This window comes from Actinomadura sp. NPDC000929, assembly GCF_040492065.1.
Taxonomy (GTDB): domain Bacteria; phylum Actinomycetota; class Actinomycetes; order Streptosporangiales; family Streptosporangiaceae; genus Spirillospora; species Spirillospora verrucosospora.
The window spans coordinates 38,496-53,356 of sequence record NZ_JBEUPA010000030.1 but is presented as its reverse complement, the minus strand read 5'-3'; the positions used below and the strand labels follow the sequence as shown (position 1 = coordinate 53,356).

The 14,861-nt window shown below is 71.5% G+C and carries 15 protein-coding genes; 6 read left to right on the top strand and 9 right to left on the bottom strand.

Annotation, left to right across the window (positions count from 1 at the left end):
• Positions 1-31 precede the first annotated feature (31 nt).
• On the bottom strand, positions 32-532 hold the full coding sequence (locus ABWI04_RS14185) for an HAD domain-containing protein (RefSeq protein WP_345171770.1): 501 nt from the start codon (positions 530-532) through the stop codon (positions 32-34).
• Between the two features lie 89 nt (positions 533-621).
• On the opposite strand from ABWI04_RS14185, the gene ABWI04_RS14180 reads away from it, so the two are divergent.
• A complete protein-coding gene (locus tag ABWI04_RS14180) occupies positions 622-1,476 on the top strand; it encodes a class II glutamine amidotransferase (protein ID WP_345171768.1) in 855 nt (284 codons plus the stop codon).
• A 55-nt stretch (positions 1,477-1,531) separates the two neighbouring features.
• Positions 1,532-2,344: a PIG-L family deacetylase gene (locus tag ABWI04_RS14175; RefSeq protein ID WP_353832673.1), complete on the top strand. Its 813-nt coding sequence runs from the start codon at positions 1,532-1,534 to the stop codon at positions 2,342-2,344.
• Here the strand turns inward: ABWI04_RS14175 and ABWI04_RS14170 are convergent.
• The 5 genes from ABWI04_RS14170 to ABWI04_RS14150 form a co-directional block, all read right to left on the bottom strand.
• Positions 2,337-3,479, bottom strand: coding sequence for an ARPP-2 domain-containing protein (locus ABWI04_RS14170; protein ID WP_353832672.1), 1,143 nt, complete (start codon positions 3,477-3,479; stop codon positions 2,337-2,339). The genes ABWI04_RS14175 and ABWI04_RS14170 overlap by 8 nt on opposite strands.
• On the bottom strand, positions 3,476-4,918 hold the full coding sequence (locus tag ABWI04_RS14165) for a hypothetical protein (protein ID WP_353832671.1): 1,443 nt from the start codon (positions 4,916-4,918) through the stop codon (positions 3,476-3,478). The genes ABWI04_RS14170 and ABWI04_RS14165 overlap by 4 nt, the downstream gene beginning before the upstream one ends.
• Before the next feature lie 184 nt (positions 4,919-5,102).
• Complete coding sequence (locus ABWI04_RS14160) at positions 5,103-5,465, bottom strand: VOC family protein (RefSeq protein ID WP_345171757.1); 363 nt, start codon at positions 5,463-5,465, stop codon at positions 5,103-5,105.
• 85 nt (positions 5,466-5,550) lie between these two features.
• Entirely contained in the window at positions 5,551-6,183 is a 633-nt protein-coding gene (locus ABWI04_RS14155; protein ID WP_353832670.1) for a TetR/AcrR family transcriptional regulator, read from the bottom strand.
• On the bottom strand, positions 6,176-7,468 hold the full coding sequence (locus ABWI04_RS14150) for an acyl-CoA dehydrogenase family protein (RefSeq protein ID WP_345171752.1): 1,293 nt from the start codon (positions 7,466-7,468) through the stop codon (positions 6,176-6,178). The genes ABWI04_RS14155 and ABWI04_RS14150 overlap by 8 nt, the downstream gene beginning before the upstream one ends.
• A 106-nt stretch (positions 7,469-7,574) precedes the next feature.
• Here ABWI04_RS14150 and ABWI04_RS14145 point away from each other — a divergent pair, with 106 nt between their 5' ends.
• From ABWI04_RS14145 to ABWI04_RS14135, 3 genes are all read left to right on the top strand, one after another.
• Positions 7,575-8,639, top strand: coding sequence for a phosphotransferase family protein (locus ABWI04_RS14145; protein ID WP_353832669.1), 1,065 nt, complete (start codon positions 7,575-7,577; stop codon positions 8,637-8,639).
• 54 nt (positions 8,640-8,693) lie between these two features.
• The gene (locus ABWI04_RS14140) at positions 8,694-9,200 is read left to right on the top strand and encodes a GNAT family N-acetyltransferase (RefSeq protein WP_353832668.1); all 507 of its coding nucleotides are present in this window, start codon (positions 8,694-8,696) and stop codon (positions 9,198-9,200) included.
• A 186-nt stretch (positions 9,201-9,386) separates the two neighbouring features.
• Positions 9,387-10,325: a TIGR03621 family F420-dependent LLM class oxidoreductase gene (locus ABWI04_RS14135; RefSeq protein ID WP_353832667.1), complete on the top strand. Its 939-nt coding sequence runs from the start codon at positions 9,387-9,389 to the stop codon at positions 10,323-10,325.
• A 311-nt stretch (positions 10,326-10,636) separates the two neighbouring features.
• Here ABWI04_RS14135 and ABWI04_RS14130 read toward each other — a convergent pair whose 3' ends face one another.
• Both ABWI04_RS14130 and ABWI04_RS14125 read right to left on the bottom strand, forming a co-directional pair.
• Complete coding sequence (locus ABWI04_RS14130; RefSeq protein WP_345171742.1) at positions 10,637-11,323, bottom strand: RlpA-like double-psi beta-barrel domain-containing protein; 687 nt, start codon at positions 11,321-11,323, stop codon at positions 10,637-10,639.
• 781 nt (positions 11,324-12,104) lie between these two features.
• Positions 12,105-12,614 carry a hypothetical protein gene (locus ABWI04_RS14125; RefSeq protein WP_345171740.1) on the bottom strand — a complete coding sequence of 170 codons (510 nt, stop codon included), beginning with the start codon at positions 12,612-12,614 and terminating at the stop codon, positions 12,105-12,107.
• 555 nt (positions 12,615-13,169) lie between these two features.
• Between ABWI04_RS14125 and ABWI04_RS14120 the strand changes: the two genes are divergently transcribed.
• Positions 13,170-14,264, top strand: coding sequence for a winged helix DNA-binding domain-containing protein (locus ABWI04_RS14120; protein ID WP_353832666.1), 1,095 nt, complete (start codon positions 13,170-13,172; stop codon positions 14,262-14,264).
• 69 nt (positions 14,265-14,333) lie between these two features.
• Here ABWI04_RS14120 and ABWI04_RS14115 read toward each other — a convergent pair whose 3' ends face one another.
• Positions 14,334-14,603: a hypothetical protein gene (locus ABWI04_RS14115; protein ID WP_179834387.1), complete on the bottom strand. Its 270-nt coding sequence runs from the start codon at positions 14,601-14,603 to the stop codon at positions 14,334-14,336.
• Positions 14,604-14,861: the final 258 nt, after the last annotated feature.

Below are 14,861 nucleotides of genomic sequence, written 5' to 3'. Positions count from 1 at the left end.
TGGACGTTTGGAACCTCGCCCGCGCCCGCGATCAGCCGGTGCGGGCGCGCAGCCAGGCCGCGGCGGCCTCGACGTGGTCGTCGGTCAGGCCGGTCAGCGGGTCGATCTCCACGAGCAGGTGGTCGGCGACGTCCGGCTCCCCCGCGATGCACTCGGTGGCGTCCGGCTCGTCCTCGAACCAGACGAACGGCCGGTCCTCCGCCCACGCGGCGACGTGCCGGGCCTTCCAGGCGCCCAGCGTGCGCCCCTCCGTGATGCCGGGGAACCGCGGGATCGGCACGAACGGCAGTTCCGGAAGCCCGATGCGGGGAGCGATCCACTCGTTGGCGCTGTCGCACCAGTAGCTCGCCCAGGCCAGCTCCGCGCCGGTGGACTCGGCCAGGTGGAGAAGCGCAGCCCCGTGCCCGGGATAGAGCCACAGCTTGTACGTCATCCCGTTCGGGGAGCACTCGTGCCGCTGGAAGCCGCGGTGCGGCCGCTCGAACGGGTTGAGCACTCCGTCAACGTCCAGCAGAACCACCGGCGACCCCATACACGGACCGTACGGCATCCCGGGCCGCCCGTCGAAGGCGATTCGGCGCGCGGAGTCTTAGGCCGCCGCCGAGCGGGCATCGTCCCTGCATGTGCCGCCTGTTCGGGATGACCACGGGAGGACCCCGCGTCCGCGCCACCTTCTGGCTGCTGGACGCTCCCGACAGCCTGCGCTCGCAGTCCCGCCGGATGCCGGACGGGACGGGTCTCGGCTGGTTCTCGCTCGGCGGGGAGCCCGTCCGCGACCGCGCCCCCGTCGCCGCGTTCCAGGACGCCGACTTCAACTCCGAGGCGCGGCACGTGGTGTCGCACACGTTCATCTCCCATGTCCGGTACGCCTCGACCGGCGCGCCCGACGTCCACAACTCCCACCCCTTCGTCATGGACGACCGGCTGTTCGCCCACAACGGGGTGGTGCGGGGCGTCGACGTCCTCGGCTCCTGGCTCACGGACGTCGAGCGGGCGCCGATCAAGGGGCAGACCGACTCGGAGTACGTGTTCGCCTACATCACCGCGGAGATCCGGCGGCAGGGCGACACCGCGTCCGGGCTGATCGCGGCCGTCCGGCGTATCGCCGCCGAGTTGCCGGTCTTCGCGTTGAACATCCTGCTGGCCGAGTCGGGGCGGCTGTGGGCGCTGCGCTACCCGGACACCCACGAGTTGTGGGTGTCCACCCCGCACCTGACCGAGCCGGGCGCGGAACGCCACCTCGGCGCGGGGCGCGAGGAGGGCCAGGTGAAGGTGTCCAGGCACCGCGAGCCGACGCCCGCGTGCGTCCTCGCCAGCGAGCGCCTGGACGACGACCCCGGCTGGCGGCTTCTGGACCCCGGCGAGCTGCTCGTGCTGGACGGCATGGAGGCCTCCTCGGTGTTCCCGTTCGACGCGCCCGCGCACCCGCTGACGGTCGCCGACCTGAAGGGGGCCGAGTCCACCTCGCAAGCATGATCGACTGTCACACCCGGGACATAGAGTGGACGGCCGAACCTGCGAGGAGACCCGAATGACGCAAGAACTCACGCTGATGGCCGTCCACGCCCACCCCGACGACGAGGTGCTGGGAACCGGCGGCCTGCTCGCCCGCAGCGCGGCCGAGGGCGTTCGCACCGTCCTGGTCACCTGCACGAACGGGGAGCAGGGCGACGACTCCGGCGGCGTGAAGCCCGGCGAGCCCGGGCACGACGCCGAGGAGGTGGCGCGGCGCCGCCTCGCCGAGCTGCGCGAGTCGGCCTCCCTGCTCGACATCGGCCACCTGGAGCTGCTCGGCTACCGCGACTCCGGCATGGACGGCTGGTCGACCAACGACGACCCGGCGGCGTTCGCGAACATCCCGCTGGAGGAGTCCGCCACCCGGCTCGCCGCGCTGATGGAGCGCTACCGGCCGCAGGTGGTCGTCACCTACGACGAGAACGGCGGCTACGGGCACCCCGACCACATCCAGGCCCACCGGATCGCGCTCGCCGCCGCCGAGCAGACCGGCATTCCCGACAAGCTCTACTACACGGCCATTCCCCGGTCAGGGATCAAGCAGATGTTCGAGGCCGCCCGGGCCGCGGGCCTGGACCTCGGCTTCGAGCCGCCCGAGGACTTCGGCACCCCCGACGAGCTGATCACCAGCGTGCTGGAGGTCTCCGCCCATTTCGAGGCCAAGCGCGACGCCCTGCTGGCGCACGCCAGCCAGGGCGAGAACATCTTCCTGCTGAAGCTGCCGGAGGAGATGCAGAAGGCGGCGTTCTCGTCGGAGGCGTTCGTCCGCCGCTTCAGCCGGATCGAGGCGCCGGCACGGGAGGACGACCTCTTCGCGGGCCTCAGGTAGCGCGGCGCTGCGCCCGGAAGTGGTCGAGGATGTCCTGGCGCAGCAGGTAGCCGAACCCGGCCCGTTCGAGGCGCAGCGCCAGGCCCGCGCGGTCGGTGCCGAGAGCGGCGGCGGTGGCGCCCAGCCGCCAGTCGTGCTCGGCCAGCCGCTTGAGGAGGTACCCGCGCCTGACCTGCGCCTCCGAGAGTCGGAACGTCTTCAGGTAGGCGATCTCGCCGTCCCCGCCGGTGATCATCTCCCCGATGTGGTTCTCCCGGCCCAGCGCGAACGAGGGCAGGAACCGCGCCAGCTCGAACCCGTGCAGCGACTGCACCCTCTGGCGCGACCCGTCCTCGTCGAAGAGCCGCCCGGCCATGACCTCGTCGTGGAAGGCGGCCCACTCCGCCTCGCGGATCTCCACCGCGGCGCGCAGATCGCCCAGGGTCCTGATCCCGGCGGGGTCGATCGGCGCCGACAGGTCGCGCGCCGGGGCGCCCAGCAGGCCGTACATGTAGATCAGCTCACCGAAGAGGTCCTCGACCAGCGTCGGGTGCAGCGCCCGGTAGTCGTCGGGGTGCGGCACGACGAACGCGCTGGCCAGGGCGTCGGCGACGTACACCAGCACGCCGCACTGCCCGGGATGGATCTCGAAGATCCTCAGCGCGTCCTCCAGGCCGCCCACCCGCCGGCCGAGGTAGGTCTCCTCGCAGCGCGGCGACAGCCCGTGCGCGACCGCCCGGCGCGACCACTCCTCCCAGGCGATCTCCGGACCGCCGAAGTGCAGCGCCAGATAGCCCTCGACGGCCAGGTGCAGGGGAAGGAACCGGAGCCGGTCCTTGCCCGCCTTCCTCGCCATCCGCCGCGTGAACCGCACGGGCATGCGCGGCGGGGCCGCCCGGGTGTCCCGCTCCAGGAGGCGCGCCCCGTACGAGGCGGCCTGCGCCTGGTCGCCGTCGCTCCACGTCGCGACGAAGGCGTGGGGCACGAACGAGACATAGGCCGCGTCACCCACGTCCACGACGGTCACCGGCTCCTCGAACGCCTTCCGGTGCAGCCGCAGGTGCGGCACGGGCTCGTCCCGGACAAGGGGGACGAGCCTGATCGAGCCCCACACCTGCGCGGGCCTCGTCTCCAGGCCGTCCAGCGCGGTCGTCATGCGCCCTCCCCGAGGAAGCGGGCGGTCCGGTCGGCCAGGTGCGCCCGCAGCTTCGGCAGGCCGACCCGCCCCTCGGCGAACCGGGCCAGCTCGACCAGCGTCGGCAGGTCCTCGGCGTCCCGGACGCCCGCGGTCGGCACCCCCGGCGCCAGCCGCCGCACGTCGAATCCGCCCGCGTCGTACACCGGGTTCAGGTGCACGATCATGACCCGCTGGCCCGGGGCGCGGCGGTGCCCGGGGTCCAGGCGCGTCCGCCAGACCCGCAGGACGTCCGCGGCCAGTCCCGGCGGCGCGTTGTCCCACCCGTCGGAGACGATGAGGAGCCGCTCGGGCGCCGTCTCCAGCGCGTCGATGATCCGATGGCCGAGCGGCGTCGGGCCGGACGGGTACATCAGCAGCGCGTCGGTGCGTCCCGACGTCCACAGCGGCGTGTACTCCTTCGCGAGCGCCTCCAGCAGGTAGTGCGCGGCGAGCGCGACCGCCAGCGGGCGCCTGCGCTTCTCCCCCGAGCCCAGCGAGGAGTAGCTGTCGTCCAGAACGGCCGTGACCCGTCCCCACGAGCCGCGCGCGGCCCCGGCCACGCGCCGGGCGGCGGTGCGCAGCGCCAGGGTCAGCTCGGCTCGCCGCCGGGCCCGGTCGTCCAGCGGCAACGCCAGCACGTACGAGGCGAGCCTCGTCAGCGGCATCTCGCCCAGGTCGGCCCGCACGGCCTCGACCTTCGCCTCCCGCGCGCTCTCCTGCAGGCGCAACCGCTCCAGCCGCGTCATCCGGTGCTGGATCCGCTCCAGGAAGACCTCGCGGGGGATCTTGTGCTTGGCCGCGAAGCCCTCCGCGACCGTGTACGGGAGCTCGTAGATCGCGGCCTGCTCGTAGTGCGCCCGCCGCCACTGCTCGTAGAGGGGCGTCTGGAACGCCTTGACGCCGGACGGCGCGAACAGGAACGCCGCCTGCTCACCCGGGAGCCGCAGATGCGCGTGCCGCGCCGCGTCCTTCACCGCCGTCCGGTACTTGACGGAGTCGAAGGCCGGGTCGCGGCGCCCGGCCATCCAGTCGCGGATGACGGCGCGCGTCCGCCGGTTGTTCACGCCGAGCCGCCGCAGGTCGCGGAACAGCCGGTACACCCGCTGCGGCGGCAGCGTCTCCAGCCGCCGGGCGATCAGCCGCCCCTCGCCGCGCCGCCGCTCGACCCCCACGTCGCCCGCGCGCACCAGGAGATTGCGGATGATGATCGCCGCGTTGTGGTCGTTGACGTCCAGCGCGAGCACCGCCGCGTACATGTCGCGGTAGTTCTCCAGCATGTACTCGTGCAGGAACTCCAGGCTGAGCCGCTGCTCCCCCGAACCGTGGTGGAACTCCCGCTGCCCGGTGGACGTGATCGCCGCGTTCACGAACATCAGCACGTCCTCGCACGCGACGAGGTCGGCGAACGTCTCGCTCATCACTCCCCCGGTCGGTCGAAGGCCGGCCGGGGAATGGGGGCGCGAGCAGCGAAGCATCGCTTAATAGGCAAGTTCCGGAAGTCGCACCGAAGTCCCGCGGCCGGCCCCCGCACCGTAGCATCGCATTTCTCGCGAATCCCCTCATTAATCATGAGGGTTGAGGGCGATCGGCCCCCTTGCGGAGTCAGGGGCGGTAGGTGCCGAAGTACCACTCGTTGCCGTCGGGGTCGCGGGCCGCGTAGTCGCGGGAGCCGTAGTCCTGGTCGGCCGGCTCGCGGAAGATCTCGGCCCCGGCGGCCTTCGCGCGGGCGTGGTGGGCGTCGGGGTCGTCGACGGCGACGTAGACGGCGGCCGTGGCGGTCGAGGCGGGCCCGAACATGATGAGGCCGGTGTCGTAGCGCATCTCGGCGTGCACGATGGCGCCCTCGTCGTCCTTGTGCACGTCCACGGGCTCGAAGCCGAACGCCTTCTCCAGCCAGTCGAGCGTCCTGGCCGGGTCGGCCGCCCGGATCAGCGGGTAGAAGGTGCGGCGGATCTCGCTGGTCATGTCGTCCCTCCCTGGGTCTGGGATGCCCAGTCTGCGGGAAGCGGAGTCCCCCGTCTTGGACGAATGTGACCTGCCCTTCCGGCGATCAGCGGCGGGCGGCGTCGCGTTCGGCGGCGAGGCGGCGGGTCTCCGGGGAGACGGGAGCGCCGAGGATCGCCGCGACGACGTCGATCAGGTAGCTGGTGAACAGGCGGTCGTCGGTGCGGGGGCCGGAGCGGGCGCGGCGGGCCAGTTCGATCGCGGCGTACAGGATGGCGGTGAAGCGGCGGTGCAGCCGGGCCGCGTCCTCCTCCAGGAGGGGTTCCACCAGGGTCCGCCACCGGCAGAGGCTGTCGCGCGGGTCGTCCAGGACCGCCATGGGGACGAGGGGCTCCGGGCGGTTCAGCACGTCCGCCCAGATCTGCAGGTAGAAGCGCCCCGACGCGTCGGCCAGGCGGGCCGCCATGGGCCGGACGAGGGCGGCGGCCAGGGGGCGGACGCCCTGCTCGCCGTCCTCGTAGGCGTCGAGCAGGGCGTGCCGGCGGGCCTCGACCTCGGGGGCATGCCGGGCGAAGATCGCGCGCAGGATCCCGGCGCGGTCGCCGAAGTGGTACTGGACGGCCGTGGCGTTGCGGGCGCCGGCCTCCTGGAGGATCTCGCGGAGGCTGACGGCGTCCACGCCGCGGGCGGCGTAGAGGGTCTCGGCGGCGTCCAGCAGTCGTTCCCGTGTGTCACTCATTGCCGATCGCATGCTCCAGGGCCTCGGCGTACCGCTCGCGGGCGGCCTCCCGGCGGGTGGGCAGGTGGCCGGACGGCCACAGCCCCTCGACGGGCTCGACGTCGCGCAGCAGCTGCCGGGCCACGGTGATCTTGTGGACCTCGGTGGGGCCGTCGGCGATGCCCATCGCCTCGGCCCCCATCATCATGGCGGCGAACGGCATCTCGTTCGACACGCCGAGCGCGCCGTGCAGGTGCATCGCGCGCTGGACGACGTCGTGGTAGACCTTCGGCATCGCGGCCTTCACCGCCGCGATGTCCTTGCGGACGGCCTTGTAGTCCCGGTGCTTGTCGATGAGCCAGGCGGTGCGCAGGACGAGCAGCCGGAACTGCTCGATCTCGATCCAGCTGTCGGCGATCTTCTCCTGGGTCATCTGCATCCTGGCGAGCGGGCCGAAGCGCGTGCGCCGGGAGACCGCGCGCTCGCACATCATGTCGAACGCCTTGCGGACCTGCGCGATCGTCCGCATGGCGTGGTGGATGCGGCCGCCGCCGAGGCGGGTCTGGGCGATCGCGAACGCGCCGCCCTCGTCGCCGAGGAGGTTCTCCGCCGGCACCCGGACGTCCTCGTAGCGCAGGTAGCCGTGGGAGCCCTCGCGCTCGCCGCCGACGCCCACGTTCCGGACGGTGACCAGCCCGGGCGCGTCGGCCGGGACGATGAACATCGACATGCCCTCGTAGGCGGACACGTCCGGGTTCGTCACGGCCATCACGATCAGGAAGGTCGCGTGGCGGGCGTTGGAGGAGAACCACTTCTCGCCGTTGACGACCCAGCCGTCGCCGTCGCGGACGGCGCGCGTGGTGAACAGGGTCGGGTCGGCTCCCCCGTGCGGCTCGGTCATCGAGTACGAGGAGGAGATCTCGCCGTCCAGCAGGGGGCGCAGGTAGCGCTCCTTCTGCTCGGGCGTGCCGAAATGGGCGATGATCTCGGCGTTGCCGGAGTCGGGCGCCTGGCAGCCGAACACGGACGGCGCCCAGCGCGAGCGGCCCAGGATCTCGTTCAGCAGCGCGAGCCTCACCTGCCCGTACCCCTGGCCGCCCAGTTCGGGACCCAGGTGGCACGCCCACAGGCCCTTCTCGCGCACTCGGTCCTGGAGGGGGCGCACGAGCCGCTTGTAGCGGGGGTCGGACTTGTCGTAGGGGTCACCGAGCACCAGGTCCAGGGGTTCGACCTCGTCCCGGACGAAGGCGTCCGCCCAGTCGAGAAGTTCCTGGTAGGCGGGGTCGGTCTCGAAGTCCCAAGCCATGGCGAGCCTCCTCGGTCGTCTTCCCCGATAATCGGTGTACCTCAGTAAGTAATGCAAGTGCATGACTGTTACTCTCCGGTACATCGAGCGACGGAAAGGGACCGCCGTGCAGCCTGAGCAGATCGACCGCGCCCTGGTGGACTTCGACGTCCTGGCCGGGTGGATGGAGGGCCGGGGCCTGCCGGGCGGCCCGTTCGAGGACGTCCAGCGGCTGGCGGGCGGCACCCAGAACACGCTGGTCCGGTTCCGGCGGGGCGGACGCGACTACGTGCTCAGGCGCGGCCCGGGCCACCTGCGCGCGAGGACGAACGAGGTCCTGCGGCGCGAGGCCCGCGTGCTGGGGGCCCTCGACGGAACCGACGTCCCCGCGCCGCGCCTCATCGCGGCCTGCCCGGACGAGACCGTCATGGGCGGCGCCGTCTTCTACCTGATGACCCCGGTCGACGGCTTCAACGCGTCGGTCACGCTGCCCGATCTGCACGCGCAGGACGCGGGCGTCCGGCGCGAGATGGGACTGAACGCGGCGAGAGCGCTCGCCGCGCTGGGCGCCGTGGACCACGAGGCGGTCGGCCTCGGCGACTTCGGCAAGCCCGAGGGCTTCCTGGAACGGCAGGTGGGCCGCTGGATGTCCGAACTCGACTCCTACAGCGCGCTGGACGGCTATCCCGGGCCCGACATCCCCGGGCTTGACGACGTCGCGCGGTGGCTGGAGGAGCGCCGACCCAAGGCGTGGCGCCCGGGGATCATGCACGGCGACTACCACCTGGCCAACCTGATGTACTCCTTCGACGGCCCGGAGGTCGCCGCGATCGTCGACTGGGAGATGAGCACCATCGGCGACCCGCTGCTCGACCTCGGCTGGCTGCTGGCCACCTGGCCCGACCGCGCCGACCAGAGCGCCGCCCTCGCCGGGCCGCTCGGCGCCGCGGGCGGCCTGCCCACCGCCGAGGAGCTGGTCGAGGTCTACGCCGAGCGCGCGGACGCCGTCGCCGGGCGCGACCTGTCGTCCATCACCTGGTACGCGGTGCTGGCCTGCTTCAAGCTCGGCATCGTCCTGGAGGGCACGCACGCCCGCGCGTTCGCGGGCAAGGCCCCCAGGGAGACCGGCGACCTCCTCCACTCGATCACGCTCGGCCTCTTCACCCGCGCGCACGGCTTCATCGGCTCCTGAGCCCCTCGCCCCGGCGATCGTGAACTGCCAGGATCTCCCTCACGAGGAGGTGCGATGGAGATCCACAAGGGCGGGCCCGGCGACGCGCCGATGATGCTGGCGATGCTGGACGGGGCGGTGGCGTGGCTCGCCGCCAACGGCCGCACGGGCCAGTGGGGCGGCGAGCCCTGGTCGGAGGATCCGCGCCGCGTCGAGCGGATCTCCGCGATCGCCCGCGACGACGAGATCTGGGTGGCGCGGGTCGACGGGCGGCCCGCCGGCGTCATGGCGGTCGCGCCCGGCCCCCCGCACTATGTCGACCCGGTCGACGAGCCGGAGCTCTACATCACCCTCCTGGTCACCGACCGGGCGTTCGCCGGGCACGGGGTGGGCGCCGCGCTGATCGCCAAGGCGAGGGACGAGGCCAGGGCGAAGGGCGTGGGCCTGCTGCGCGTCGACTGCTACGGCGGCGGCGACGGGCGGCTGGTGGAGTACTACCGGGGCAACGGCTTCGAGACGGACGCCGCCTTCACCGTGGGCGACTGGCCGGGACGGGTCCTGTCCCAGCGTGTCGGCGGGTAGGCCGCCCGCTGCTTGAAAAACCGCGCGGCACGTCGCAGCCTGGAAACGACCGGCGCGAACGGGGCAGTCGGTGACGCCCTTACGCCGCACGGACGGCGACCGAGCCGCTCGCCTCGTTCCGCCGGTCCGACCCTCATGTCGCATTCCTGCCAGCCAGACGGCCCTGCCACGGGGCACGCTCGGAACATGCACAGGAACTTCCGCTTCGGCGTGGTGGGCGAGTCGATCCGCTCGGGCGCGGAGCTGGCCGGCACGGCCCGCCGCGCCGAAGAGCTGGGATACGACGTCCTGACCTTGCGGGACCACTTCGTCGCCGAGCCGTTCGGCGAACAGCTCGCGCCCATGGTGGCGCTGGCGTCCGCCGCGGCGGCGACGAGCACACTGCGGCTGGGCACGATGGTGCTGTCCAACGACTTCCGGCACCCGGTCATGCTCGCCAAGGAGGCCGCGACGCTCGACCACCTGTCGGGCGGGAGGTTCGAGCTGGGCCTCGGCGCGGGCTGGCTGCGCGAGGAGTACGCGGCCGCCGGGATGCCCTTCGACCCGCCCGGGACGCGGGTCGGGCGGCTGGCGGAGTCGCTGCGGATCCTGCGCGGCCTGCTGAGCGGCGAGAAGACCTCGTTCACCGGCGAGCACTACACGATCGACGGCCTCACGGTCTTCCCCCGTCCGGAGCAGCGCCCGCCCCTCGTCGTCGGCGCGGGCAGCCGGCGCATGCTCGGCATCGCCGGCCGCTACGCCGACACCGTCGGGATCCTTCCCCGCGCCCTGCCCGAGGGGACGATCTCGGACGAGCTCTCCGAGCGCCTTCCCGACACCATCGCCCGGAAGGTCGACTGGGTCCGCGAGGCCGCCGGGGACCGGGACGTCGAGCTGAGCATGATGGTGACGCCCGCCTTCGGCCCCGACCCGCGCCGCGCCGCCGCGAAGGTCGCGGTGACGCGCGGCTGGGGCGCCTCGTCGACCGAACTCGTCCTCGGCATGCCGTCCCAGTTCGTGGGCCCGCCTGAGCACATAGCCGAGCAGATGCTGGCCCGCCGCGACCGCTTCGGGTTCACCTATTACCAGGTCCCGGACGCGGCCATGGAGGCGTTCGCTCCCGTCATCCCCCTCCTGGCCGCCTAGAGGGGGTCGGCGAAACCGGCGTTCATGGCAAGCTCAGCTCCGGCTCGGTGAGCCGGTCTCCCTCCAGGGCGTCGACGGCGCCCGTCCTGGAGGACCACGACGCGGTGGCACAGCTGGCGCGGGAGCTGGCGCGCGAGAACGCGGGCACGCTGAAAATGGGGATTCCCCGGTGATCTTTCGATACCGGGGAATCCCCGTTTTCCATGCACCGGCAGCCCTGCGCCGGGTCTTGGAGAGGCCCTGCGAACCGGTCGTGGCCGGGCTCACATTCGCGCTGTGAGCCGTTTCACGAATGGTCCGCCGGCCTCATGTCATGAGCCGAAAGGCCGGGGATTGCCCTTCTTCCCGGCGCCGGAGCCCCAGGAAAGGACCTCCCACTTGACGCCCTTCAGGTGGCCCTCGCCGGAGCCGGCGTCGTACTTGCTCGCCGGCTTCTTGCCGTCCAGCAGGTACCGGAAGGTGTAGGTGTCGAGGTCGAGCATCACGCCCCGGTGGGACGGCTCGCCGGGCCCGCGGTCACCGACGAAGCCGGTGATGCTGCGGCCCTTGTAGGTCACCTTGACCTTGGTGTGCATGGGCCAGCTGGGGCTGGCGAACAGGCCCTTCTGCATCGGCTTGCCGCCGGCGGGGGCGCCGGTGTCGCCGTTCACTCCGGACCCGTCGTCCCAGAAGTAGGACGCGGTCGTCTTGCCGCTGAGCAGGGCCTTCGGGCCCTTCTTCACGGGCTTGGCGGCCTTCTTCGGCTCGGCCTTCGCGCCGGCCTTGGTGTCGGCCTCGGCCTTCACGGGGGCCCTCGGCACGGTGAACCCGCCCAGCGCGCCCTTGTCGGCGGGCCGCTCGGGGGTCTGGTGCTCCTGCGCGGCCACGGCCTGCTGCGGCAGGAACTGCTTCTTGGGAGCGGAGTCATCGCTCGCGGCGGCGACACCGGCCACCATCATGCCCGCGAGGGCGGTGCCGGTGACGCCGGTCAGGATGACGTTGATCGCTCGCTGCTGCATGGGGATCCTTCGTTCGGGGTACAGGGCTGCCGCTCGGCACGGGAAGGACACGCAGGTCACGCGCCTGTTTCCGGGCAGGGGTGAACGGCTCCGAGACTCGAGACTCGGGAGATGCCGCCGCGAAAGAGACCCGCTTTGGAACGATCCACGGGCATGGTGGACCGCACCCGCGCTCAGCCGCGCACGACCGGGCTCGGACGTGCGTGATGACACGGGTTCGGGTGAAGCGGGAAGGATGCCGACCGGGGGCTCACGGGCCCAGCACGGTGCGCGGCCGCTGCATGGTACGGCTGCGTTCGGCGAAAGTGATCCCGCCTGGCGGGCGGGAAGCGGCGGTTATGCGATTGGCCAGGTCAAGGCTTCTTTGACCCTGACCTGGGGATGACTATATACGGCATTACCGTGCTTTCGCCAAACGGGGGATTTCTTTACCTTTGAGAAGGTAGATCTTTTAACCCCGAACTGGGGCGGAACGCCTTTCCCGTCGGGGCTGAGGGCCAGTCGCCAGGCGCCCGTTCCACACCAAGAAAGATCTTTACTTCGGTTGGACCGCCCGCGCTCCGGCCCGGCGGGACCGCTCCGCCGCCGGGCGCGGGAACAGCCCGGGCCTCATGGGCGCTGAAGTCGCGTGGCCGCAGACGTGCACGCTGGATCCGTCACGGCGTACGTATGACCGCAAAAGGGAAGCGGCCCGCATGATCGGGGCCGCGTGGCGCCGTACACCCGCACGGCGCATCCGCAGACCCGCACGGCCGCGAGCCGCGCGGGACGTCGTCAGCCGTCAGTGCGTCGGGTAGACCGAGGGCACGAGCGGGGTCGGGCCGGTGCCGCCGGTGAACACGGCGGGGCTCGGCTGCGGCGGAACGTAGGGCGCCTCCGCATAGGGAGCTCCCGCGTAGGGCGACTCCATGTACGGGGCCTCCGCATAGGGCGCCTCCGCATACGGAGGCTGGCCGTAGGCGGGCTCACCGTAAGGCAGAGCCGCCACGACGGGGCCCTGCGCCGCCGGAACGGCCTGGGCCGCGGGCGGCGGGACGGGTGGCGGGACATGCGAGCCGTCGGCCCGGCGCTGCTCCGCCGCCACGCCGCGACGCTCGGCCAGCACGGCCATGAGAGCGCGGGCCGTCTCGGCGTCCATCCTCAGCAGGACGCTCGGCATCCCGGTCTGATCGACGAACGGGGACACCGAGGGCGGGGCCGGCGACTGCGGCAGAGCCGCCCGCATCTCCTCGCGGAGATCCTGGGCCAGCCGCAGCGCCTGTCGGTCACTGTCGTTCAAGTGTGCGGTCATCGCGATCTCCGGGGAGTTCACGTGCGGGGGTCCGGGGCAATCCTGCTAGGAATGGCGTGCAGGTGCAAGGGCTGATGCACGTGCATTTCAAGAAAAATCCCGCCGTAACCCTGGCGTCGGTCGCTCGTTATCGATCACGCCAAGACGCGCACACCGGGCCTTCGCAACGCTTTGACCAGCGCGGATCCCCGCGGTCGCCTCCCTCGCCCACCGGGACGACAGAGGGCGTCCTGCACGGTGCGTACTTCCCTGGCCACGCAGGCGGCACCTCGGATTCTGGGGAAGATTCAGCAGCGGAGATCTCCGTCACACCGCGCATCGATCGACCCCAGGGGCGGCGGCGGCGAACGCCTCGACCACGCAAGGGCCATCGCGTCGCCGCGTGACGCGGAAGGGGGAGCCGGCAATCATGATCGGCACTGCGTCCGCGCCGGCCATGAAGCAGGGAGGCTCGGGGGCGGGCCAGCGGCCCCGTCCTCTTGCCTTGTCGCGGTTGACGCTCACGCTCGGCCGGCACGATACGACGGAGACCGGTCAACACGGCATCCTGGACGGATGACAGAGACCCTGAGCGTCCGCGCCCTCAACCGGGCCACCCTGGCACGGCAGATGCTGCTCGCACGGGAGCCGATCCCCGTTTCCGAGGCGGTAGGGCGGCTGTGCGGGATGCAGGCCCAGGAGCCCAAACCGCCGTTCCTGGGGTTGTGGACGCGCATCGAAGGGTTCCAGGCATCCGATCTGCACTCTGCCTTGCACGACCGGGAGCTGGTTCGCGCCACCATGATGCGCGCCACCCTGCACCTGGTGACGAGCGCGGACTACACGGCATTCCGTACCGCGATGCAGCCGATGTTGGACGGTGGCCTGCGTGTGCTGGGCGACCGCGCCAAGGGACTCGACCTGGAGAAGGTGGTCCCCGCCGCACGTTCTCTCTTGCAGAGAGAGCCACTGACGTTCAATGAGATACGTGCACTGCTCCAGCAAGAGTTCCCCGACGTCAACGACCGTGCTCTCGGCTATGCCGTCCGGTTGTGCGTCCCTCTGGTCATGGTGCCGACCGAAGACAGGTGGGGCTTCCCGCGCACGTCGCGCTTCACGCTCGCCGACTCGTGGCTGGATTCGGGGCCGGACGCCGAGAACGCCATCGACGAACTGATGCTGCGCTACCTCGCCGCTTACGGACCGGCGTCCGCCGCGGACGCGCAGACGTGGTCCGGCCTGTCTTCGACCGGTGAGGCTCTGGAACGCCTTCGCCCGAGGCTGCGCACCTTCACCGACGACAAAGGCCGGGTTCTGTTCGACCTGCCGGAGGCACCGCGCCCGGATGAGGCCGTCCCCGCCCCCGCACGGTTCTTGCCCGAGTTCGACAGCCTCGTCCTCGCACACTCCGACCGCAGACGGGTCATAGCCGACGACCACCGCCCCATGCTGACGACCAAGAACCTGCGCGTCCGCGCCGTCTTCCTCTGGGACGGGTTCGCGCGCGGCATCTGGGAGACGGAGTACAAGCGCAAGGTCGCCACGCTCCGGATGCGCCCGTTCGAGGCTCTCCCCCGGACGGCCGTCAAGGAGCTGAAGGCCGAAGGCGAAGCGATGCTGCGCTTCATGGAGCCGGACGCCAAGGAAGCGGTCGTCACCGTCGAGGAGTGACGAGCCCGCCTCCGGCCGCACATGCGACAGCCCCCGGACGACGGCCGGGGGCTGTCGGAGAGGCTGCTGCTAGCCGGCGCCGTCCTGACCGCGCATCTCCTCGACCACGACGCTCTGGTACGCGCGAGAGGTGTCCGGGACGTAGCTCAGCCGCGCCAGCGCCTTGCCGTCGTGGTCCCTGATCTCGAAGTGGTAGCCCTCGCCGGTCTCGCCCACGTGCGCCGCGGCCTGGTCGTGCCTGAGCCGGCACATGGTGTCGACCTTCTCCAGTGCGACCTTCAGGCTCCCCGCGTCACTGATGAGCCGCGCGGGCTCACTCGTCTCCCAGATCTCGAACATCAGTCGTGTCCTGTCGGCGGTCGGTCGGAAGGAACGGGCGGGGCATTCCAGACGTCTGGGACAGCTTGCGCCACTCTGGTGGATCTTTCAATCACTCAAGATATCGGATTGATCACTATTCGAAGTTGTCCACGCTCATAGTGTCATGTCCGCATGTGGCGGCGGTCCATCCGCCCCTTGTCCAAGTCCGGTTCGGCGCGGTCCGCCGCCCCGGAGACCGAACAGGATTCGGACGAGTTCGCCCGTCCTGCGGCAGGA

Bases quoted from the DNA above. Each gene is read 5' to 3' on its own strand.
- ABWI04_RS14135 (WP_353832667.1), top strand. From the start codon at position 9,387: ATGCACAGGAACTTCCGCTTCGGCGTGGTGGGCGAGTCGATCCGCTCG.
- ABWI04_RS14160 (WP_345171757.1), bottom strand. From the start codon at position 5,465: ATGACCAGCGAGATCCGCCGCACCTTCTACCCGCTGATCCGGGCGGCC.
- ABWI04_RS14175 (WP_353832673.1), top strand. From the start codon at position 1,532: ATGACGCAAGAACTCACGCTGATGGCCGTCCACGCCCACCCCGACGAC.
- ABWI04_RS14115 (WP_179834387.1), bottom strand. From the start codon at position 14,603: ATGTTCGAGATCTGGGAGACGAGTGAGCCCGCGCGGCTCATCAGTGAC.
- ABWI04_RS14185 (WP_345171770.1), bottom strand. From the start codon at position 532: ATGGGGTCGCCGGTGGTTCTGCTGGACGTTGACGGAGTGCTCAACCCG.
- ABWI04_RS14165 (WP_353832671.1), bottom strand. From the start codon at position 4,918: ATGAGCGAGACGTTCGCCGACCTCGTCGCGTGCGAGGACGTGCTGATG.
- ABWI04_RS14180 (WP_345171768.1), top strand. From the start codon at position 622: ATGTGCCGCCTGTTCGGGATGACCACGGGAGGACCCCGCGTCCGCGCC.
- ABWI04_RS14150 (WP_345171752.1), bottom strand. From the start codon at position 7,468: ATGGCTTGGGACTTCGAGACCGACCCCGCCTACCAGGAACTTCTCGAC.
- ABWI04_RS14155 (WP_353832670.1), bottom strand. From the start codon at position 6,183: ATGAGTGACACACGGGAACGACTGCTGGACGCCGCCGAGACCCTCTAC.
- ABWI04_RS14170 (WP_353832672.1), bottom strand. From the start codon at position 3,479: ATGACGACCGCGCTGGACGGCCTGGAGACGAGGCCCGCGCAGGTGTGG.
- ABWI04_RS14130 (WP_345171742.1), bottom strand. From the start codon at position 11,323: ATGCAGCAGCGAGCGATCAACGTCATCCTGACCGGCGTCACCGGCACC.
- ABWI04_RS14125 (WP_345171740.1), bottom strand. From the start codon at position 12,614: ATGACCGCACACTTGAACGACAGTGACCGACAGGCGCTGCGGCTGGCC.
- ABWI04_RS14140 (WP_353832668.1), top strand. From the start codon at position 8,694: ATGGAGATCCACAAGGGCGGGCCCGGCGACGCGCCGATGATGCTGGCG.
- ABWI04_RS14120 (WP_353832666.1), top strand. From the start codon at position 13,170: ATGACAGAGACCCTGAGCGTCCGCGCCCTCAACCGGGCCACCCTGGCA.